The 19,163-nt window shown below is 58.5% G+C and carries 24 protein-coding genes; 21 read left to right on the top strand and 3 right to left on the bottom strand.

Annotated elements, in window-relative coordinates; all coding sequences use genetic code 11:
* Window positions 1-188: 188 nt before the first annotated feature.
* The 17 genes from J6524_RS24135 (at window position 189) to J6524_RS24055 (ending at window position 10,817) form a co-directional block, all read left to right on the top strand.
* Window positions 189-350: a hypothetical protein gene (locus tag J6524_RS24135; protein WP_225675149.1), complete on the top strand. Its 162-nt coding sequence runs from the start codon at window positions 189-191 to the stop codon at window positions 348-350.
* Window positions 351-614, top strand: coding sequence for a hypothetical protein (locus tag J6524_RS24130; RefSeq protein WP_225675147.1), 264 nt, complete (start codon window positions 351-353; stop codon window positions 612-614).
* 108 nt (window positions 615-722) lie between these two features.
* Entirely contained in the window at window positions 723-1,196 is a 474-nt protein-coding gene (locus tag J6524_RS24125; RefSeq protein ID WP_225675145.1) for a hypothetical protein, read from the top strand.
* 407 nt (window positions 1,197-1,603) lie between these two features.
* On the top strand, window positions 1,604-2,740 hold the full coding sequence (locus J6524_RS24120; RefSeq protein WP_225675143.1) for a hypothetical protein: 1,137 nt from the start codon (window positions 1,604-1,606) through the stop codon (window positions 2,738-2,740).
* Between the two features lie 39 nt (window positions 2,741-2,779).
* Window positions 2,780-3,301 (top strand): phage terminase large subunit, encoded by a 522-nt coding sequence (locus tag J6524_RS24115; protein ID WP_225675141.1) that lies wholly within the window; start codon window positions 2,780-2,782, stop codon window positions 3,299-3,301.
* Window positions 3,302-4,390: 1,089 nt separating this feature from the next.
* Window positions 4,391-4,657, top strand: a complete 267-nt coding sequence (locus tag J6524_RS24110) for a hypothetical protein (RefSeq protein ID WP_225675138.1) — start codon at window positions 4,391-4,393, stop codon at window positions 4,655-4,657.
* A gap of 8 nt (window positions 4,658-4,665) precedes the next feature.
* On the top strand, window positions 4,666-5,169 hold the full coding sequence (locus J6524_RS24105; protein WP_225675137.1) for a hypothetical protein: 504 nt from the start codon (window positions 4,666-4,668) through the stop codon (window positions 5,167-5,169).
* On the top strand, window positions 5,141-5,341 hold the full coding sequence (locus J6524_RS24100; RefSeq protein WP_225675135.1) for a hypothetical protein: 201 nt from the start codon (window positions 5,141-5,143) through the stop codon (window positions 5,339-5,341). Before J6524_RS24105 ends, J6524_RS24100 begins: the two co-directional genes overlap by 29 nt.
* Before the next feature lie 31 nt (window positions 5,342-5,372).
* Window positions 5,373-6,347 carry a phage tail protein gene (locus tag J6524_RS24095; RefSeq protein ID WP_225675132.1) on the top strand — a complete coding sequence of 325 codons (975 nt, stop codon included), beginning with the start codon at window positions 5,373-5,375 and terminating at the stop codon, window positions 6,345-6,347.
* 240 nt (window positions 6,348-6,587) lie between these two features.
* On the top strand, window positions 6,588-7,292 hold the full coding sequence (locus tag J6524_RS24090) for a hypothetical protein (protein WP_225675130.1): 705 nt from the start codon (window positions 6,588-6,590) through the stop codon (window positions 7,290-7,292).
* Window positions 7,289-7,519 (top strand): hypothetical protein, encoded by a 231-nt coding sequence (locus J6524_RS24085; protein ID WP_225675128.1) that lies wholly within the window; start codon window positions 7,289-7,291, stop codon window positions 7,517-7,519. The genes J6524_RS24090 and J6524_RS24085 overlap by 4 nt, the downstream gene beginning before the upstream one ends.
* A 1-nt stretch (window position 7,520) precedes the next feature.
* On the top strand, window positions 7,521-7,688 hold the full coding sequence (locus tag J6524_RS24080; protein ID WP_225675126.1) for a hypothetical protein: 168 nt from the start codon (window positions 7,521-7,523) through the stop codon (window positions 7,686-7,688).
* Window positions 7,679-8,062 carry a hypothetical protein gene (locus tag J6524_RS24075; protein WP_225675124.1) on the top strand — a complete coding sequence of 128 codons (384 nt, stop codon included), beginning with the start codon at window positions 7,679-7,681 and terminating at the stop codon, window positions 8,060-8,062. The genes J6524_RS24080 and J6524_RS24075 overlap by 10 nt, the downstream gene beginning before the upstream one ends.
* Complete coding sequence (locus J6524_RS24070; protein WP_376712067.1) at window positions 8,059-8,358, top strand: hypothetical protein; 300 nt, start codon at window positions 8,059-8,061, stop codon at window positions 8,356-8,358. The genes J6524_RS24075 and J6524_RS24070 overlap by 4 nt, the downstream gene beginning before the upstream one ends.
* Before the next feature lie 50 nt (window positions 8,359-8,408).
* Window positions 8,409-8,834 (top strand): GNAT family N-acetyltransferase, encoded by a 426-nt coding sequence (locus tag J6524_RS24065; protein ID WP_225675122.1) that lies wholly within the window; start codon window positions 8,409-8,411, stop codon window positions 8,832-8,834.
* Between the two features lie 191 nt (window positions 8,835-9,025).
* Window positions 9,026-10,252, top strand: coding sequence for an acyl-CoA dehydrogenase family protein (locus J6524_RS24060; RefSeq protein ID WP_225675120.1), 1,227 nt, complete (start codon window positions 9,026-9,028; stop codon window positions 10,250-10,252).
* A gap of 10 nt (window positions 10,253-10,262) precedes the next feature.
* Window positions 10,263-10,817: a flavin reductase family protein gene (locus J6524_RS24055; RefSeq protein WP_225675118.1), complete on the top strand. Its 555-nt coding sequence runs from the start codon at window positions 10,263-10,265 to the stop codon at window positions 10,815-10,817.
* A gap of 49 nt (window positions 10,818-10,866) precedes the next feature.
* Here J6524_RS24055 and J6524_RS24050 read toward each other — a convergent pair whose 3' ends face one another.
* Both J6524_RS24050 and J6524_RS24045 read right to left on the bottom strand, forming a co-directional pair.
* Entirely contained in the window at window positions 10,867-11,742 is an 876-nt protein-coding gene (locus J6524_RS24050; RefSeq protein ID WP_225675115.1) for a polysaccharide deacetylase family protein, read from the bottom strand.
* Window positions 11,743-11,755: 13 nt separating this feature from the next.
* The gene (locus J6524_RS24045) at window positions 11,756-12,862 is read right to left on the bottom strand and encodes an LLM class flavin-dependent oxidoreductase (protein ID WP_225675113.1); all 1,107 of its coding nucleotides are present in this window, start codon (window positions 12,860-12,862) and stop codon (window positions 11,756-11,758) included.
* A gap of 170 nt (window positions 12,863-13,032) precedes the next feature.
* Here J6524_RS24045 and J6524_RS24040 point away from each other — a divergent pair, with 170 nt between their 5' ends.
* From J6524_RS24040 to J6524_RS24030, 3 genes are read left to right on the top strand one after another with little or no spacing between them, the layout of a single operon-like run.
* On the top strand, window positions 13,033-13,914 hold the full coding sequence (locus J6524_RS24040) for an FAD binding domain-containing protein (RefSeq protein ID WP_225675251.1): 882 nt from the start codon (window positions 13,033-13,035) through the stop codon (window positions 13,912-13,914).
* Window positions 13,911-14,396 carry a (2Fe-2S)-binding protein gene (locus J6524_RS24035; RefSeq protein WP_225675111.1) on the top strand — a complete coding sequence of 162 codons (486 nt, stop codon included), beginning with the start codon at window positions 13,911-13,913 and terminating at the stop codon, window positions 14,394-14,396. Before J6524_RS24040 ends, J6524_RS24035 begins: the two co-directional genes overlap by 4 nt.
* Window positions 14,393-16,786: a xanthine dehydrogenase family protein molybdopterin-binding subunit gene (locus J6524_RS24030; RefSeq protein ID WP_225675110.1), complete on the top strand. Its 2,394-nt coding sequence runs from the start codon at window positions 14,393-14,395 to the stop codon at window positions 16,784-16,786. The genes J6524_RS24035 and J6524_RS24030 overlap by 4 nt, the downstream gene beginning before the upstream one ends.
* 33 nt (window positions 16,787-16,819) lie before the next feature.
* Here the strand turns inward: J6524_RS24030 and J6524_RS24025 are convergent, their stop codons facing one another.
* Window positions 16,820-17,974: a zinc-dependent alcohol dehydrogenase gene (locus J6524_RS24025; RefSeq protein ID WP_225675108.1), complete on the bottom strand. Its 1,155-nt coding sequence runs from the start codon at window positions 17,972-17,974 to the stop codon at window positions 16,820-16,822.
* Between the two features lie 181 nt (window positions 17,975-18,155).
* Here J6524_RS24025 and J6524_RS24020 point away from each other — a divergent pair, with 181 nt between their 5' ends.
* Window positions 18,156-19,163: an ABC transporter substrate-binding protein gene (locus J6524_RS24020; protein ID WP_225675105.1), complete on the top strand. Its 1,008-nt coding sequence runs from the start codon at window positions 18,156-18,158 to the stop codon at window positions 19,161-19,163.

The raw sequence follows: 19,163 nt of genomic DNA, 5'->3' as shown, positions 1-19,163 counted from the left end.
CGGCCCGCGGCGCGCATCGTCACGCGCCGCTCGCGGCCCCCGACGGGATAAGGTTCGCGCCCCAAATGATCTGCGCCCACACCGCGATCATGCCGCACATTTCTTTTTGGAGAGACGCCGATGACCGCCTACCTGATCTCGCTTGCGCTCATCGGCCTCATTGTCATCGCCGTATCGGAGGAATTCTCGTGAGCATCGACAGCATTCAAATCATTCCGCGTCCCAAACGCCATGACGTACAAACCGATTTTCCGACAATTGCCTTCCGCTCTGCGCGGCAGGAAACCGTCACCGATCCTGTCGATGCTGCACCAGACAAACGCGCCGGATCGGTCAGCCGAGAAGCCTAGATGGGAAAGGCAAAGGCCCTCCTCGAGATTCGCTCTCTCGCACGCAGTCACACCCGAACCGCGATCCGCGTTCTCGTCGGCATCATGCGCAGCAACGACGCAACGCCGGCCGCCCGCGTGTCAGCCGCCAACGCGATCCTCGATCGCGGCTGGGGCAAGGCCACGCAGCCGCTGGAAAACAGCGGCGACGGCGCGCTCGAACTGATTCATCGGATCGAGCGCGTCATCGTGCATCCCGAAAATGGGAGCGGTGAGAGCGTTTGAGGCGTCAATTATTGTCCCAGCTTGACAGACGTTCTCGCTTTGTTCTAGCTCGGATAGTAGCTTCAAGTAGCTTGCGGAAGTGAGCAACCAAACAAGGCTAATGCTCTTATGAACGCCGCCTCACTGCAGAGACGCTTAGATTCGTTACGCTTGGCAGCGGGAGCGGCGCTCTTCGTTTTCTTATCGGCGGACGTAGCGCTTGCTCAGAACTACAGCGTCGACTTTGGCGCCGACACGGAGCGAGGCAAGGACGCTGGCACGCTTGATTGCCGCTTTGGGCAAGCATGTCAGGTGAAAATGGAATCGCTGGGATTCTCGGTCCGCGTGGAGATTTCTCGCGAGCCCGCGTTTGCTGATGTCAGCATGGAAGGCGACGATCTTGGCTGCTGCTATTTCACTAATGGCAAAAGCAAGATCGGTATTGATGCACGTCAGCCGTTGTCCCGAGTGCCGATCTTCAAAGGGGGAGGACCCAAGGGCGGCTTGTTCATTCAGAACGAGCGCATGGGCTATCTTTATCTCCGATTCCACTTCGATCAAGCTAGTCCATCCAGTAGGGCTCAATCCGACAGTGTGCTTTAGATGGAAGCGACTCGCTGAGAAGTCCAATTGCGTGTCGAAGGCCACGTTGATGCCGGTGCGAAGCGAGGCACCACGCTGGCACGCTTCATCTTTATTTTCGCCAATCAGGTCAAGCGAGGATGGGCTCGCTGGGGTCGACGATTGGCCTCAATATATATCGAAGTAATCCAAGCGTGCCCGCTATGTGACGGCGCACTTAGCTGTTGCTATTTCGTCGGCGCAGCAGACTGGACAATTACCGATCCACACAAGCCAGTGTGTCGAGAACCGTTCTTTAAGAGACCTCAGTCAAGGGCGGCCTTGCTGTTCAGACGCGAGGCTCCTCTACCTCAAATTCTGCTTCTCTATCTTAGATTCTATTGTCCCTGACGCCGCACCGATAATTTACAACGATCGGAAGTTTGAGCATGGCCACTATCGAAACAAAACCTCTACCGCCACCGAATTCCTCAGCCATTACGATGGCCGAGGCGGAGAGAGCTGAAATGATGGCTCGCGCAAACGCTGTCATCGATTATTATTTGAACGGTCCAGGATCCTATTGGGACGCTGGAACGCGAAAGCCCCTTGTAAGTGACGATGAACTTCGTGACGCTGATACCACGGTCAACGATTTGAAGAAATTTAAGGACCGGGTAATTGCCGCGAAGCAATTTGCCGACGATCCTGGTTTGATCATGGATTCTATCATCGCCTTGATCAACAAGACGATGCAGCAAATTGAAGAGGCGGCACGATACAGTGAAGGCAAAAATAGCATTGTGCATCCTCCTCCAAGTACAAATGATCCGATTGATGATCCCAGAGTGGTAAGTCCCAGAGCATTAAATAATGCCGCTCTACCCATTATGTTTGAGGAGGAACAGCGAGCGACGCCGCTGCATGTTAGCGAAACGTCCGAGGTGTCCGGCGCCAGCCCGGTTCGAATCTTGAGCCGCAAGACTGTCAGCCATTCGCCACCTTCTACGTTTGAACTAGGCGGTGTACTGGCGTCCGACTTCGGGGAGATGGCAGCTCGTCGCTCGGATGCTCAGAACATCCGCGTTTTGAGCGGTCGTGTCGTGCCGCGTGATGACACCAGAAATGGCAACTTTTCTACGCTCGGCATTCCTAACCCAGCCGCATCGTCCTCTCAACCGATCCTCGGGCTCCTCACCGACAAACCGATGTCGCAATGGATCCTTCCGCCGTCGGTTTTCGGTTTTTCGAATCGCCCCGGCTCGTCTGGCAGCGATGTCGCGGACTGGCCGGCTGCTCTAGTGGGCCTTTCCAAAGCCCGCGCCAAATCGCCGGCATCGGCATCGGACACAGGCGAGCCCGCAGTGCCGTCCAATCAGTTTCGTTCTCCCGATCGTCGAAATTTCCTTGGTGGCGCGAGCGACGCTTCTTTCCCGGATACGCCGGGTGATCTTGCAGGCCGGATCGCCGCCCGCGTAGGCATTGACAGCACGAGTCCGGAGTCGCAAGCGGCGCAGGAAAATGGGTTCTATGACGACGATCTGCCGCAGCCGTGGTTGCTTCGGGCGTTGGCCGGCCGTCGCTAGGGCTGCGCGCTCGACCTTATTTATCGAACAGGACTGCCATTGGCCATTCTGAAAATTTTAACGGCGGGCGTTTTCGAGCCGCTGCTCGCGCCTTCGCGCTATAAGGGGGTTTACGGCGGGCGCGGTTCGGGTAAATCGCATTTCTTCGGCGAGCTCCTGGTCGAGACTTGCCAGGCCGAGCGCGGAACGCTCGCGGTCTGTATCCGCGAATCGCAGCGGACGCTGGCGCAATCCTCGAAGCGGTTGATCGAGAGTAAGATTGCTTCGCTCGGCGTCGGCAGCGGCTTCAAGCTGTTTACCGACAAGATCGAAACGCCCGGCGACGGCCTGATCATCTTCCGTGGGATGCAGGACGACGCCGCGAAATTCCGCATCATGATGAAGGCGAAGGATGCCGCTGCGGCAAGACCGCTGCCGCCAGTCGTGCGGCCCGGCACGTCGCGTACGCCCTCGGAACGGCAGCAGGCAGATCTTCGAACCCTCAGCGCCAAGCTCTCGACCTCCGGCGACATCAAGGATGCGGTGGCGCTCTATCACGCAAGAAAATCCGGCAGACGCTGAGAACGTGACGCAGGCAGGACAAGGCGTCTGCACAACAAATCCTGAAATCATGCGCGCAAAGCCTAGGTACTGTTCGCGAATAATCCAGACGGCAGCCGCACCATTCCGCCTCGTAGGACTAAACATCAGCATGAAGAGATTGTTTCGCGGTCGATATGTATTGCTTGCGCTGACGCTGTTGCTAGTCGCGTTGGTGGCCGGATACTCCTACAGCAAAAATTAGGTCTGCGCACCGGGTGATCGCCCAATTCAATCAGAGGCGGACGCGATCAAGCAAGCAAAGATTCGCTTTAGCCGAGCTCGTTACGGCCATGATGCTAGTTACGGATCTGAGAGACCTGAACTCGTGGTGTGGGATAAGAAGAATGATTGCTGCGGGGTTATCAGAACAAGGAATATCTACGGCGTGATCATCTGGGGAGTGTCTCTTCACGGATGCATCGTTCATATCTGCCAAGCCCGAAGAACGTGGACCGGTAGGGAAGCAAATATCCAATATCGCGAACAGGGACGGTTCGGAGAGCCGGCTTCAGATCGTGGAATTGGACGCATCTATCATCTCTTCACGGATGCACAGTTGAACTCCGCTCGCAAGAAGTTCGACTATCCCGGGAGCTTTCCATCAGGATTGCTGCCGAGCTATACGGCTGCTCCACCTGCGGCTATCAACGAACATCTTGCATATCTTGATCAATCGAGTGGACAGCAGGCGCAGGTAGCAGCGCTTAGTGCTGCTGGCCCGACGGCCAGCCCCGCATCTTTAGCCAAGCGAAATCCGTTCCCCAGCGACGTTGGCGACTGGGCAGCGTCGCTGGCGGGCGTTGATCCCGCAGAGCCGACACGACCGCAGCAGGCGTGTCCTTCGGCAGCGACTCGCCAACGCAAAGATTGCTGCCGCCCTGGGTTTTCTTCGGCTTGCGGTAGGTACGCCAGCCAACTCCAATCTGCATCAGGTTCTTAGGATGCCCGCGCGTGGCTGTTGTCCGCACGTTTATGCACGCAAATCCATGAAACCGACCATCGCTTCCGTAACCTCGCGGGCCAGCTCTCGGGAGAGCGGCGTGCGCTGTTCAAAAAGGGAGCCCATCAATGTCAAGCGATGACCGCGACTTTATCGAGCGCGCCGAATCTGCTGCTGAAAAGATCCACGGTGAGCCAATGACGACTGAGGAGATCGCGAAGAACTTCGCGCTGTACGGACTGCAGAAGCGCGCGGAGGCCCTCGAAAGATTCGACGCCGAACTGCGCGGCGAGATCGACTCCAGTCCCCACAGCCTGCGCAGGCGCGTGCAGCTGATGGCTTTGCGCAAGAAGATGGGCGGCGTTCATCAAGCGCTGTGCAAGGCGAGGCGCTAGAACGCCCGATGCGCCCCACCGTAAATCCGGTGCTTGCCGCACTGGCGCAGGCGCGGCTACGCGCTGCGCCGATGTTCGCAAAATGGTGCGAACTGAACGGCCTCTTGCCTTGTCCCGCAACGCCGGCGCATGTCGCGCGTTTTGTCGCGGACTGCGCGCCGCTTGGCATCGAGCGGCTTTGGCTCGCGGTTCAGGAGATATCGCGGCTGCATGTCTCGGCCGGTTTCGCCGACCCGACGCTCGGCGGCGTCGCGGCCAAAGCAATCAGCGATCTTGCCGGAATAGAGCCGCCACGCTCCTGGCCGGCCGATCACAAGCAGCGTTTCAAATCACTGCCGTATGACCTGCAGGTCTATGTCGCAGCCCACGAGGCACGGCGCGAGAACGTGCTGCGGCGGGCGCAGAACGAAGCAGCCAGCGCCAAGCGGAAGCTGGCGGCGCACTTCAAGAACGAGGCCGGTCCAAATGAGGAAACCAAACCCGATGAAAGCAACACGCCACCCGACGCTTGAAGAGCGTATTGTGCAGATCAGAGCGGACATAGAGGCAGTTATCGCTGAACGCGTGGAAGCGGTGGCGAAGGATAGCCCTGGCGTTCCGTCCGGCGTGATCCGCAATCTCCTGACCGCGCGTGCGCCGGCATGCCCCTGCGCGCAATATCTTGAGCTGAACGACAAGGCATAGCCGGCCGCCTGGCCGGATACGGAGGACGAATATGACGCTCTACAAATGGTCGCAGACGGCGGCCAGCAACGCGACGGCCGACCCTTCGATCAATTGGCAGGAAGGGCAAGCGCCCTCCAGCGTGAACGACTCGGCGCGTGCGATGATGGCATCCATCGCGAAACATCGCGACGATATTGCAGGCGCGATCGTCACAGGCGGGACGGCGAGCGCATATACGGTCACGTCCTACGAGGCGTTCGAATCGCTTGCCCGTCTTAATGGACAGATCGTGGCTTTCACGCCGCATGTGACGAACGGCGGGACGGTGACGCTCAATGTGGATTCGCTGGGGCCTCGGCCGCTGCGATCGGCGCCGGCAACGGAACTGCTGGCGGGAACGCTGATCCAGGGAACGCCGTATCTGGCGCTCTATAACAACTCCGATGCTGCGTTTTACTTGCACGGATTTTATGGAAATCCGTACAATGTACCGCTTGCGGCGGGGTTAGACTATTGGGGGCCGACAACGCCGAATAGTGCGTTCGCTTTTCCGATGGGGCAGGCGATTTCGCGTACGACTTACTCAGCTTTGTTTGGAATTATTGGAACCACCTATGGTCCAGGGGACGGGTCAAGTACATTCAATTTGCCAGACAAGACTGGTCGTGTGTCAGCGATGAAGGAACCGAGTGCATCGCGGCTGACCTCGACTTATTTTGGGGGTAGCTCGACGAGCTTGGGCGCAACTGGCGGTTCGGATAGTCACACGCTTACAGTTGCTCAACTTGCTTCACACGCTCACCCCAACACACTGAGCGACCCAGGACACACTCACAGTGGCACCGTTGGTGGAGTAAACATTTCAGTGACTTCGAATGTTGGTGCAACTGTTATGCAGCCTGGCAGCTCGGTCGGGAGTAGTACCACCGGAATTACTATCACAAATGCAAATGCCGGTAGCGGTAATGCACACAATAACGTGCAGCCAACAATCATTTGCAACTATGTCATTCGCATTGTCTGACTACTGAAACTCCGACAACAATCTGTAGAATGGATACCACCAGCGCTGCGAATCGAACTCGCGGTTCCGATTCACGATTCCATCGTGGGCTGCTTGAACCAGGCAGAAAAACAGCGTTATCGCTAGCAGCGCACTGAAGCCATCGAGCCACTCCCGTAGGCTCGGGCCCATCTTCGCGCGGATTCTTCGAAGCATCTGCATATAAACTCCTTTACTATTCCTTCCCCCTGCGAGCAATAGATGACCGACCTTAACGCCCTCACCGCGGCGAATGCGAAACGCTGGGCTAACGCCAAGCCGACCCGTAATTTTGCCTCCGTCGCCCGCCACCTAATCGCTTCAAACGCGAAGGCTCGCTACCAGGCCGTTTCAGCCAAAACGGGCGTGCCGTGGGCCGTGATTGCCGTCATCCATCAGCGCGAGTGCTCGCAGGATTGGAGCAGGTCGCTCGCGCAGGGCGATCCCTGGAACAGGGTTTCCGTCCGCGTGCCGGCCGGTCGGGGCCCATTCAGATCATGGGAGGAGGCCGCGATTGACGCTCTCGTCAATTGCGCACCTTATGCCGCCCGCAACAAGGAGTGGAGCATTGGCCGGACGCTGGCCAAGCTCGAGCAATACAACGGGCTTGGATACGCCGCGCGGGGGAGGCCGTCACCCTACATCTGGTCGGGCACCGATCAGTATCAGTCCGGCAAGTATGTTCGCGATGGTGTTTACGATCCAAACGTCGTCGATAGCCAGCCTGGCTGTGCCGGCTTGCTGAAGGCGATGATGACGCTCGACCCGACCATCACGTTCACGGGCGCAACGATCACCCCATTTACTGTGGATAGGCCGATATCGACCGAAAAACCTGTCTCACCCTCGATCGTCAATCCATCGCCAGGCTCCATCGGCGCATTCATCGCAAACATTTTCAATGCGATTTTCAGGAGGAGAGCATGATCAGCATCTGGAACGAGATGAAGGCGTGGTTCAGGGATTCCCTGACGATCCTTTGGGCGCGTATTCAGTACGTCATCGGGATCGTCGGCGCCGGGTTGATCGCCGTCTTCTCTGACTACGATTTCACACAGCTATCGACCATGGACGTCCAATCGGCATTCAAAGTGCTGGCGTTTGCTGCGCTGGCTGGCGTGATTACCGAAGCCTGCCGCCGACGGACGCTCTGAGATGAAGATCGTACTTGCCCTGCTGATGTGGGTGGCCGTGCTCGTCGGCGGATGGATGATCTGGATGGCGAGCCAGCTCTATCACATCCGGCCTGGTGTGTTTGGCGCCGTAGGATTGGCGATCGTATTCGCGATATGGGTGACGCTGGAGGCGCGCAAATGTGGATGACCATCATCAGTTTCATCGGCGGTCCCGTCATCAAGGGCCTGATCGATGGCTACAAGGCCAAGCTCGCGGCGGGTAACACCTCGGAAAGGATTGCGAGCGAAACCGCATCTGCCGAGATCGCAGCGCAGGTGTCGGAGGCCAATGCGATCATGCGGTATCGCATTGCCGAGATCGGGCACTGGTATGAGCCCGACAAGCTGATGGGATATTTTGTAGCGATCTATTTCGGAAAGTTGCTGATCTGGGACAAGGTTCTCGGCCTGGGCTCGACCGATCCGCTAGCGGGTTTTGCGGCGATCACCGCGAATCTCGTAGTGTCCTTCTATTTCGCCAAAAGAAGTTTCGAGAATGTAGCACGGATTATCAAGCGATGACGGGCATGCAGGCTGCAGATATCAGAGCCATCGTTATCGAAACGCTTGCTGAACAACAAAGACTTCGTCACGAAGATATCGATGCCGTGGTTCTCAAGGCAATTGAAATGACCTTGGTCTCGTTCGGGATAGACGAGGACCGCAAAGAAGTACGCGCTGATTTTCAGCACCTTAGGCGCTGGCGCAGAAGCGTCGAGCAGGCACAGAGTTACACTTTCAAGGCTGTCATTACCGTGATCGCAACGGGCTTTGTCGGGGCCGTCTGGCTCGGCATCAAGGCGACGCTCGGCAAATAATCTGCCGGCGTGTCGGACACAGACGACGAATTTGAACTCAGGCGGACGGAATGTATCGGATTTGTCAGGTTGACGGAGCTGATGATGGTATCGCGGATACACTCGCGGAGCTACATCAGCTGACCTTCCTTGACGCCGCGCCAGTTCCGAAATTTGATCAGGGGAACTGGTGGTTAGCCTTTTGCGGAAACAAGCCTGTCGCCTTCGCCGGTGTCATTCCGTCAACCCATGTTTTCAATGCGGGATATTTTTGCCGTGTTGGTGTGCTGCGCAAGCATTGTGGGCATCGGCTTCAATTGCGTCTGATGCGAGCCATGGAGGCACGGGCCCGGTTGAATGGATGGTGTTCGATCATCTCCGACACCACTGACAACGTCCCTTCAGCTAACAATTTCATTCGCGCGGGCTATCATCTGTTCATTCCAACGCATCCCTGGGCGTGGCTGAATACGCTTTATTGGCGCAAGGACGTGTAAAAGCGCTTCGACCAATCCAGACCTCAAGATTCTTCCCGCCCGGTGGCCTTCTGGCCACCGGGCTTTTTTGCGTTTCTGGGCTCATCCTCTGGCGGAGTAGCCATGCTTCCTGCGTCTTGATCATTGGCGATCAACCGATAGACTGAGAAAAGCTCGGGCGGCGTAGAGCAACGGAGCAGGCGAGGAAACCTATGGCTGGAGACGGCGGCAAGCCGGATGCGAGCCCACCCGCGGGACCGGGCACGGCCAGCTACGACGCCATGGTCGCGCGGGCGAGGGCCCTGATCCCAGAATTGCGCAATCGTGCTTCAAAGACGGAAGAGCTTCGGCGCCTGCCGCCCGAGACCGAGCGTGATTTGCACGACGCCGGCCTGTTCCGGGTCGTACAGCCCAGACGCGTCGGCGGTGCCGAGCTTGACTATGTAGCACTGGTCGACTGCGCCGACGCGCTGGGGCAGGCGGACGCTTCCGTCGCGTGGAACTTTGCAAACTTGGCCAGCCATCACTGGATGCTCGCCATGTTTGACCCGCAGGCGCAGGACGCTGTCTGGGGCAGGAGTGCCGATGCGTTGATCGCATCGTCCTTCATCTTTCCGGCCGGTCGGGCGAGGAGGGTCGCGGGGGGATACATATTGCGCGGTCATTGGCCATTCTCGTCGGGAGTTGAATCCTGCGATTGGAATATGCTCGCAGGCGTTGTGGCCACGGACGACGAGGCCGACGGCATTGAATACCGGATATTTCTGCTCAACAGGAACGACTACAGGATCAACGACATCTGGAATGCGACGGGGCTCTGCGGCACCGGGTCGAACGATGTATGGGTCGAGAATGCCTTTGTTGCGGAGAACATGACGGTCGCAGTCAGCGATCTGACCGGCGGACCGACGCCGGGAAGCGCTGTCAATCCAAACGCGCTCTATGCCCTGCCGGTTTTCTCGCTGTTTCCTTACGTATTGTCGGGTGTCGGTTTGGGCAATGCGCAAGCCTGCCTCAATGATTATACCGAATTTGCGCGCCATCGGGCTTCGACTTACAATCGCGCCAAGCTCAGCGACCTGCAGACGACCCAGATCAAGATCGCGGAAGCATCCGCCAAGATCGACGCGGCCCGTCTCGTGATGCGCACGAGCTGCATCGATGCTATGGCCGACGCCAGGCGTGGCCATATTCCCGACCTTGTAGGCAAGACGAGGCTGCGGCGGGATGGCGCCTTTTCGGTCAACCTCTGCACCGAAGCGGTCTCGTTATTGTTCGCTGCAAGCGGCGCTCGTAGCCTGTTCACGTCAGGTACGCTGCAGCGGCAATTCCGCGACGCTCATGCGGTGAATTCGCATCTCGCATTCAATTTCGATGCGGCGGGAACTAACTATGGACGTGTGGCGCTCGGTCTGCCGTCCGAAAATCTGACGCTCTGAGGTTCGGCGGATGTCTGATTCACCCAAACATCCGGCCGATCCGGCCAATGAATTTGCCAGTGACAACTCGGCGATCGATCCACGCGATTTTCGCAATGCGCTCGGCACGTTTGCTACCGGTGTTACCATCGTCACGGCGATGTCCGCGGAGGGGAGACCGTACGGCGTGACCTGTAATTCTTTTGCCTCGGTGTCGCTCAATCCACCACTGGTGCTGTGGAGTCTTGGGATGTTTTCTCAGGGACTCACGATCTTCCAGAATGCCAGTCACTTCGCGGTCAATGTTCTCGGGGCTTCCCAGCAGGCGCTGGCGTCGCAGTTTGCAAGATCGTCGGACGACAAGTTTGCCGGCGTGAGCTGGACGCCGGGCCTTGGCAACGCACCAGTGCTGACTGACAGTGTCGCCAACTTCCAATGCAGGGCGGCCAATCGGTATTACGGTGGCGACCACATCATCTTTCTGGGGGCGGTTGAAGCGTATGCCTATAATCGGCAAGAGCCTCTCCTGTTCGCGCAGGGCAGCTTCGGACGGTTTGTCGCCGGGGATGGCAACAAGCCCTCGTAAGCGCACCGCTGCATTTGACAACTGTCCGCGGCCTTGCGGAAGGCAACGTTCAGTTCTTTGCCATCTCCGCGCGATACCAGTCGCCAATCTCGCTCGCCGTCATCAGTGCCACACCATCGTGGCTGAGCACATAGTCGAGCAGGGCCTCCAGATACTTGATGCGATGTGGCACGCCCGTAATGTATGGGTGGATAGAGATGGCCATGATCCGCGCGTTCGATGCGCCTTCGAGATATAGCCGATCGAACTGATCGGTGCAGCGTTTCAGAAACTGCTCGGACGGCAAGTGCTGCAGCGCGTGGATAACGATATCGTTGGTCTCAACCGAATAGGGGATCGTCGTGATGACGCCGTGAGGGGTGGCGATATCCTGCGGTAGATCGTCGATCACCCAGTCCGCGACATACTCAATGCCGTTGAGGCGCAGCAGATCGAGGGTCTCCTCGGTCTCGGTGAGGCCGGGACTTTCCCAGGAGCGGGGCGGTTTTCCAGTAAAGTTCGCAATGATCTCGACCGAGCGCTTAATCGCATCTGCCTGGTTCTCGACCTTGTGCATGGGACCTTGGACAAAGCCGTGGCCCATGAACTCGAATCCGGCTTCAAGCGCAGCCGATGCCACGCGCGGGTAGGCGTTACAGACGTTGGCGTTGATTGCTAATGTCACGGGTATTCTGCGATCAGTCAGTGCCTTGAATTGCCGCCAGAAGCCGGTACGCATGCCGTATTCATGCCAGGACCAGTTCGGCACGTCGGGTAAAAGCGGCTGACCCACCGGTGGGCTCAACACCGTGCGCGGCATCGCATTCTCGATCCGCCATTCCTCGACATTGAGGACGATCCATACTGCGAGCTTCTTGCCGCCCGGAAATGTGAGCTTCGTCCGGTCTACTTGCGCTTGGTAGGGGATGCGGTCGCTCAGCATCACGGCAAGCCCTTCATCATTCGGCGGCTTTCGAACCACTCGATCCGCTCGCGTTGATCCTCGGCATGACCTTTTCGGCCATCAGGATCATCGATTGACGCCCCAGTTCGCGGTCCTTCCAATCCTTTCCTGCATAGAGGAGCGTGCCGAAAGGTCCGATCTCTTCCTGAAAGGCCAACAGTTGATCTGCGACGCTCTCCGGCGTCCCGTAGATGATCAACTTGTCGCAGATCGATTCCAGCGTCACCTCGTCGTCAGGTTGATCGCGACGTGCCTTGAACAGCTCTATACGCCCGCCACGCGTCAGTTTGGTGAGCAAAGAGCGATAGTAATAGACGTAGGGCCCATTTGGATCGGTGGCATAGGCCTTCGCAGTGGCGGCATCCTTGGCGACGAAAACGCTCTTGGCTACTCGCCAGTTCGCTGAATCCGCAGGGCGCCCGGCGCGTTCGCAACCTTCCACATATCTCGGCCAATGGCTCTTCACCCAGGTCGGCATCAGGAAGTTTGCGGAAATCGGATCCCAGCCACGGGCGGCTGCTTCCGTTACTCCCTTTGAGAACGGCGCCACCGCCGTCACCACGATCGGTGGGTGAGGTCGTTGCAGAGGACGCTGGATGAAGCCCTGGCCGATATCCTCGATCAGGGTTTTCTGAACCGATATGTTCCAGTATTTGCCTTGAAGATTGTACGGCGGCTCGCTGGCCCAGATCTGAAGCACCTGATTGATCGCTTCCAGGAACATGGCGTTCCTATCTGCGTCCAGATTCCCGAACACTTCCGCGTCCGATAGCAGGCCGCCCGGGCTGATGCCGAAGATCAGGCGCCCATCAAGCATGTGATCAAGCATCGCGATCGAGGCTGCGATCGCTGCCGGATGCGCGTTCGGCATGTTAACGGTGCCAGTGCCGAGCTTGATTTGCCTGGTTGCCGCAGCAAGCCATGCGATGAAGGCGATGCAGGATGTAATGTTCTCGGCTCTATCCGTGGTGTGCTCGCCGACATAGCCTTCGGTAAACCCGAGCTCATCGGCCAGCAGGAAAGCCTCGCGATCCTCCTTGAGCGAAAGGCGCCAATCCTTGTCGACAGGGTGGATCGGCATTGTAAAGAACCCAAGCTTCATGGTCCGTTCTTCCCTAAGGGCGCCTTTTGTTTGGCACAGAACGTGCGTTGTTCGCCGCGCGAAAACAAGCTCAAAGTCGAACAATATCCGAGAACAAACTTGACCTTTGGCGGTCTCACCCTTCTAATCCCGAGAAAATGCCGATAGTTGGCCGGGGAGGTCACGCCAGAATGAAAGCCTCGGCTTTCGCGTATGCCCGCGCAACCAGCGTTGCAAATGTGCTGGAGCTGCTGAGCGCGTATGGCGAGAGGGCCAAGGTGCTGTCGGGCGGGCAGAGCCTGCTGCCGGCGATGAATCTGCGCCTGATCGCACCTGAACTCGTCGTCGATATCGGCGAATTGGGTGAATTGCGCGGGATCGCGGTGAAGGGAAGCGTCATCACCATCGGTGCGCTGACTCGTCATGCAGATCTTCTGAAATCGTCGGAAATTGCGGCTCACGCTCCTTTGTTGAAGGATGCAGTCGCCCATGTCGCCCATCCCGCAATCCGCAACCGAGGAACAATAGGTGGAAGCCTAGCGCAGGCAGATCCAGCTTCGGAACTGCCGGCCTGCATGCTCACGCTTGGCGCAACCATTGTTGTTTGCGGACCAGGCGGCGAGCGACGGATTGCGGCGCGCGAGTTCTTCTCTGGCATATACGAAACCGCCCTTACGCCGCAGGACCTGCTGGTCGCGGTCGAGTTGCCCGTGACGCCAAGAACGTCAACGCATTTTTTTCATGAGTTCGCCCGTCGCCATGGCGACTACGCGATCGTTGGCCTCGCAGCGCAAGCCGTCGTGACGGATGGACGGTTCGCTGATCTCCGTCTTGGTTTCTTTGCTGTCGGAGATCGCCCGCTACTGGCTATGTCGGCCAGCAGACTGGTTGGTGTCTCCATTACGCCTGCAGTATTGTCCGAAGCATGCACTGCGTTGGATGCGGAGCTCGACCCCCCGGAAGATCAGCAAGCCACATCCGCCATGCGCCGGCATCTCGCGAAGGTCTTGCTGACACGTTGCGTATCCTCGCTGCTCGCCCGTCCTGATCTCTGTGCGGGAGCATCGGCGTGACAGGTGCAGTTGCGATTTCCCTGAGTGTCAATGGTGAGCGGGTTGACGCGAGCGTATTACCGCGCCTGAACCTGGTGGATTTTCTACGCGAACATCTCAAGCTGACCGGCACGCACATAGGATGCGAACACGGCGTATGCGGCGCATGCACAGTCCGTGTCAATGGCGATATTGTTCGTTCTTGCCTCTTACTTGCAGTACAGACGCACAATGCATCCGTAGAGACGATCGAAGGGCTCTCTGACAACGGTGAGATCGCCGATTTGCAGTCCGCATTCCGAGAACGTAACGCACTGCAATGCGGCTTCTGCACACCGGGGATGCTGATGGCAGCGCAGGATCTGCTGAAGCAGTCACGGTCTCCGGACCGGGAGCAGATTCGCGAACATCTCTCGGGCAATTATTGCCGCTGTACCGGATACCAGGCAATCGTCGACGCCATCGAGACCACCGCGCGGGCGCGTACCGGACGCTTGCCATGACATCGGAAGCGGAAAATCCTGAAACGCTTTCCGTACTGGACCGTCCGAACTCTTATATCGGCAGGGCAGTGCCGCGGCCGAACCTCGACCGGCTACTGCAGGGACGCGGGCTCTATGTCAGTGATATCGAACTGCCACGCATGGCGCATGTCGTGTTCGTCCGTTCGCCGCACGCACATGCGAAGATCAACCGCATTGACGCTTCGGCAGCCAAACAGATGCCCGGAGTTATCGCCGTCGTGTCAGGCAGAGAACTCTCAAACGTCATCACGCCCTGGGTCGGCGTACTCTCGCATTTGAAGGGCCTCAAATCTGCTCCTCAAAATGCCATCGCGATCGATCGTGTCTGCTGGCAGGGAGAGGCAATTGCGGCCGTCGTGGCAAGCAGCCGTGCCCAGGCCGAGGACGGTGCCGAGCTTGTCTCGGTCGAATATGAAGAGCTCCCTGTCGTCACGGATATGCGCACGGCGCTCGATCCAGCGACGCCCGTGATCCATGCTTCACTTGGCGACAACCTAGCTTTTGAGCGCATTCACGATGCGGGCGCCGTTGACCATGCGTTTTCCGAAGCTGACGAGATGGTGGAGGCAGAGTTCGTTTTCGGACGCCACACCGGCGTGACGCTGGAGCCGCGCGCAGTGGTGGCAGACTGGAACGCGGCAGAAGCAAGGCTGACCATCTATCAAGGCACGCAGGCGCCGCATATGGTGCAAAATATCGCGGCGCTCCATCTCGGCTTGAGGGAATCGCAGGTCCGCGTGGTCTGCAAGGACGTCGGCGGCTCCTTCGGTATCAAGGTCCATATTTATGCCGATGAGATGGCGACTTATGCGCTGTCCAAGCTGTTGCGGCGTCCGGTCAAGTTCGTCGCCGACCGGGTCGAAAGCTTCAACACCGACATTCATGCCCGCGACCATCGCTGCAAGGGAAAGATTGGTGTCAAGCGCGACGGCACCATCACAGCATTCGAGATTGATGATCTCACGGGCATCGGACCTTATTCAATGTATCCGCGCACCAGCGCGATCGAGGCCAATCAGGTCGTCAATCTCGTCGGCGGGCCCTATGTAACCAGGAATTACCGGGCCCGCGCCCGCGTCGTGTTCCAGAACAAGAACGTGATGTGCCAGTACAGAGCGGTTGGTCATCCGATTGCCTGCTCGGTGACGGAAGGCCTCGTCGATCTGGCGGCCATGAAGATCGGCATGGACTCTGTTGAAATCCGGCGCCGGAACTTGATCGCCGATGACGGATACCCCTGTGCCTCGCCATCGGGCCTGCGCTTCGAGCAACTGTCGCATCAAGCGGCGCTCGCCAAGATCGTCAGGATGATGGATTACGAGGCGCTGCGCGCGGAACAGGCTGCCCTGCGCAAAAGGAATGTCCATCGGGGGATCGGCATCGCCAGCTTCATCGAGGTTACCAATCCCAGCGCAGCGTTCTACGGGGTCGGGGGCGCGAAAATATCTTCCCAGGATGGCGTCGCGGTTCGGCTCGATCCTCAGGGTTCGGTGATTTGCCAGACCAGCATAACGGAACAGGGGCAGGGGTCCGAAGCGCTCACGGCTCAGATCGTTGCAAGCGTGCTTGGCGTGTCGATGGATCGCGTTCGCGTGATCCTGGGCGATACCGACAACACGCCATATGGCGGGGGCACCTGGGCCTCGCGTGGCGCTGGCATCGGTGGCGAGGCCGCACTGCAGGCCACCAAGGTACTGCGCAAGAACATTCTCGATATCGCGGCGGCCATCCTCCAGTCGGCGCCGGGTGAACTCGACATCGTCAACAACAGGGTGGTGAATGTCGCCGATGGCGCGCCGCGGATCGAGTTGAGCGAGCTCGGTCGGATTGTCTATTTTCGTCCCGATACGCTGCCGCCGGGTATTCAGCCCGAGCTGATGGCGACCAGACACTTTGTCCCGCGCGAATACCCCTTCGCCTTCACCAATGGCATTCAAGCCTCGTGGCTGGAGGTCGATATCGAGACCGGGTTTATCAAGCTGCTGAAGCATTGGGTCGTCGAAGATTGCGGCACCATCATCAACCCGCAACTGGTCGATGAGCAGATCAGAGGTGGCGTGGTGCAGGGCATTGGTGCCGCTCTATTCGAGAAATGCGTGTATGACGAACGTGGTCAACTCACCAATGCGAACATGGCCGACTATCTGTTTCCAATGGCTGGGGAAATGCCTGACATCGATGTCGGGCATGTGGTGTCACCGACTATGGAATCTGAGCTGGGCGCGAAGGGGGCGGGTGAGGCTGGCACGGCAGGTGCCGCAGCGGCAGTAACCAATGCGGTCAACGACGCACTCAGGCCGTTTGGGACAATTATCACGGAGATTCCTCTGACGCCTCAGGTGATCCTGACCGCCTTAGGACGAATCTAGTACGAAGAAGGGCGGTAACCGCCGCCGTTCGCGCTATTCGGCTGCCGCGTTCGCAATCGTGCTCGCCTGCCGGTTTGTGACGACCACCTTGATCGCGTCGTCGATGCGCTCGCGGGCATATCGCAGCGCAGTCGGCAGGTCGGCTAGCGGAAATGTGTGGGTATGGATTTTCGTGGCGTCGAAACGCTTCTCGGCCATCAGCGCCATGGCGCGGTGAGTAGCGCTGCGGCCTTCGCCTCGAATTCCGTACGCATAAATATTGTTCCTAACGAGATGCGCGAGATCCATCACGACTGGATCGTGCGGAAACGCGGCCAGACATATTTTCCCGCCGCGATTGGTCATGTGAATGGCCTGGTTGATTGTCGCCTCGTTGCCGGCGCACTCCACCACATAGTCTGCGCCGATGCCGCCGGTGAGTTGTTTAACAACCGCGACCGCGTCTTCGTCGTTGATATTGATGACACGGTCGGCCCCGAGCTCCTGGCCGATCGCGAGCCGTCTGTTGCGCGTTCCAGTCAGAATGACCGGGCTGGCGCCAAGCGCCTTTGCGACGGCCACTGCGAGTAGTCCGATCGGCCCCGGGCCGATCACCACGACGCTCTCGCCGGCAATCAATCCCCCCAACTCCGTCAGTCCATACATCGAGGTCCCCGCGGTAACGACCAGCGTTGCCTCGGCGTCACCCATCGTGTCGGGTACCCGCGCCAGCGTGTTGATGTGATTGACCGCGTATTCGGCAAAGCCGCCATCCGTCGTGAAGCCGTTTGCGCGATGGCCTTTTTCCGGCTTCCCGTAGTTCAAGCATGACGTGTACATGCCCTGGCGGCAGCGTTTGCACTGTCCGCATCCGGCATGAATCTCCACGCTGACCCGCTCGCCGATCTCGAATTCGTCGACGTCGGGCCCCAGCGCTACGACCGTGCCCATATATTCGTGGCCGGGCGTGAAATTCTTGTTGAAGGGCAGGCCGCCTCCAATGCTGGCCGGCGAACCCCGATGAATGATTTCGAGATCGGTGGCGCAGATCGCAACCGCATCGATCCGGATCAAAACTTCGGCCCGCGAAGGAATGGGTACCGGCTTCTCCCGCAGCAGGAGCTGATCCGGATCGCCGAGCACCCAGGCTCTCATCCGCTCAGGAATCGGAAGATCGGGCGACGTCTTCACGCTTGGAGGTTGGTACATGATCCTCTCCTCTCGCGCTGGATGCTAGCGCAAATCGCTGGCACGCGAAATTGCCAGATGCCGCCGGCGCCGTAGCTTGCTGCAAAGCAACACGTCTGTCGCAAAACCTTCATACGCGGTCTATACTTGCACACCGGCTGATGCTGAAATCGCAAATGGCGATGCTAATCCGGAGTGACACATGAACGCCGCCCGCTTTGTTCTTGCCCTATTGGCGCTGTTGTTGATCGCGCCCTGGCAGTCCGCCAAAGCGGCCGATGTCATCTGCTACAATTGCCCGCCGGAATGGGCGGACTGGGCGTCCATGCTCAAAGCCATCAAAGCCGATCTCAACTACGATGTCCCGCACGACAACAAGAATTCCGGCCAGGCGCTGGCGCAGATCCTTGCCGAGAAGAATAACCCGGTCGGCGATATCGGCTATTTCGGTGTCACCTTCGGCATGAAGGCCAAGGCGCAGGATGTGCTCGAACCCTACAAACCCGCAAACTCGGATCAGGTGCCCGCTGGCCTGAAGGATGCCGACGGCTATTGGACTACGATTCATTCGGGCACGCTGGGGCTCTTCGTGAACAAGGACGCGCTCGGCGGCAAACCGGTGCCGGCCTGCTGGAAGGATCTCCTGAAGCCCGACTATAAGGGCATGGTCGGCTATCTCGATCCGTCGTCCGCGGCGGTCGGATATGTCGGCGCTGTCGCCATCAATCTGGCGCTTGGCGGCTCTGAATCGAACTTCGATCCTGCCATCAACTTCTTCAAGGATCTGCGGAAGAACGACCCTATCGTTCCGAAACAGACTTCCTATGCCCGCGTCGTCTCCGGCGAGATGCCGATTCTTTTCGACTATGACTTCAACGCGTATCGCGCGAAGTATTCAGAGAAAGGCAATTTTGAATTCGTGATCCCCTGCGAGGGATCGGTGGTGTTTCCCTATGTGGTCGGCCTCGTCAAGAACGCCCCCCACAAGGACAAGGCCAAGAAGGTGCTGGACTATCTTTTGTCCGACAAGGGGCAGGCGATTTGGACCAACGCCTATCTTCGCCCCGCGCGACCGATCGATCTGCCTGAAGCGGTCAAGAAGAAATTCCTGGCTGACAGCGAATATGCCCGCGCGAAGAATGTCGATTGGGGCCAGATGGAAAACGTGCAAAAAAGCTTTGTCGACCGCTATCTCGCCGAGGTCCGCTGA

Origin of the sequence: Bradyrhizobium hereditatis (genome assembly GCF_020329435.1) — a bacterium.
GTDB lineage: Bacteria > Pseudomonadota > Alphaproteobacteria > Rhizobiales > Xanthobacteraceae > Bradyrhizobium > Bradyrhizobium hereditatis.
The sequence above is the reverse complement of the archived record's forward strand: the minus strand, read 5'-3'. Positions and strand labels throughout refer to the sequence as shown.

Coding starts and splice junctions, on each gene's coding strand:
- J6524_RS24130 (WP_225675147.1), top strand. CDS start 351: ATGGGAAAGGCAAAGGCCCTCCTCGAGATTCGCTCTCTCGCACGCAGT.
- J6524_RS24125 (WP_225675145.1), top strand. CDS start 723: ATGAACGCCGCCTCACTGCAGAGACGCTTAGATTCGTTACGCTTGGCA.
- J6524_RS24120 (WP_225675143.1), top strand. CDS start 1,604: ATGGCCACTATCGAAACAAAACCTCTACCGCCACCGAATTCCTCAGCC.
- J6524_RS24110 (WP_225675138.1), top strand. CDS start 4,391: ATGTCAAGCGATGACCGCGACTTTATCGAGCGCGCCGAATCTGCTGCT.
- J6524_RS24105 (WP_225675137.1), top strand. CDS start 4,666: ATGCGCCCCACCGTAAATCCGGTGCTTGCCGCACTGGCGCAGGCGCGG.
- J6524_RS24100 (WP_225675135.1), top strand. CDS start 5,141: ATGAAAGCAACACGCCACCCGACGCTTGAAGAGCGTATTGTGCAGATC.
- J6524_RS24095 (WP_225675132.1), top strand. CDS start 5,373: ATGACGCTCTACAAATGGTCGCAGACGGCGGCCAGCAACGCGACGGCC.
- J6524_RS24090 (WP_225675130.1), top strand. CDS start 6,588: ATGACCGACCTTAACGCCCTCACCGCGGCGAATGCGAAACGCTGGGCT.
- J6524_RS24085 (WP_225675128.1), top strand. CDS start 7,289: ATGATCAGCATCTGGAACGAGATGAAGGCGTGGTTCAGGGATTCCCTG.
- J6524_RS24080 (WP_225675126.1), top strand. CDS start 7,521: ATGAAGATCGTACTTGCCCTGCTGATGTGGGTGGCCGTGCTCGTCGGC.
- J6524_RS24075 (WP_225675124.1), top strand. CDS start 7,679: ATGTGGATGACCATCATCAGTTTCATCGGCGGTCCCGTCATCAAGGGC.
- J6524_RS24070 (WP_376712067.1), top strand. CDS start 8,059: ATGACGGGCATGCAGGCTGCAGATATCAGAGCCATCGTTATCGAAACG.
- J6524_RS24065 (WP_225675122.1), top strand. CDS start 8,409: ATGTATCGGATTTGTCAGGTTGACGGAGCTGATGATGGTATCGCGGAT.
- J6524_RS24060 (WP_225675120.1), top strand. CDS start 9,026: ATGGCTGGAGACGGCGGCAAGCCGGATGCGAGCCCACCCGCGGGACCG.
- J6524_RS24055 (WP_225675118.1), top strand. CDS start 10,263: ATGTCTGATTCACCCAAACATCCGGCCGATCCGGCCAATGAATTTGCC.
- J6524_RS24045 (WP_225675113.1), bottom strand. CDS start 12,862: ATGAAGCTTGGGTTCTTTACAATGCCGATCCACCCTGTCGACAAGGAT.
- J6524_RS24040 (WP_225675251.1), top strand. CDS start 13,033: ATGAAAGCCTCGGCTTTCGCGTATGCCCGCGCAACCAGCGTTGCAAAT.
- J6524_RS24030 (WP_225675110.1), top strand. CDS start 14,393: ATGACATCGGAAGCGGAAAATCCTGAAACGCTTTCCGTACTGGACCGT.
- J6524_RS24025 (WP_225675108.1), bottom strand. CDS start 17,974: ATGTACCAACCTCCAAGCGTGAAGACGTCGCCCGATCTTCCGATTCCT.
- J6524_RS24020 (WP_225675105.1), top strand. CDS start 18,156: ATGAACGCCGCCCGCTTTGTTCTTGCCCTATTGGCGCTGTTGTTGATC.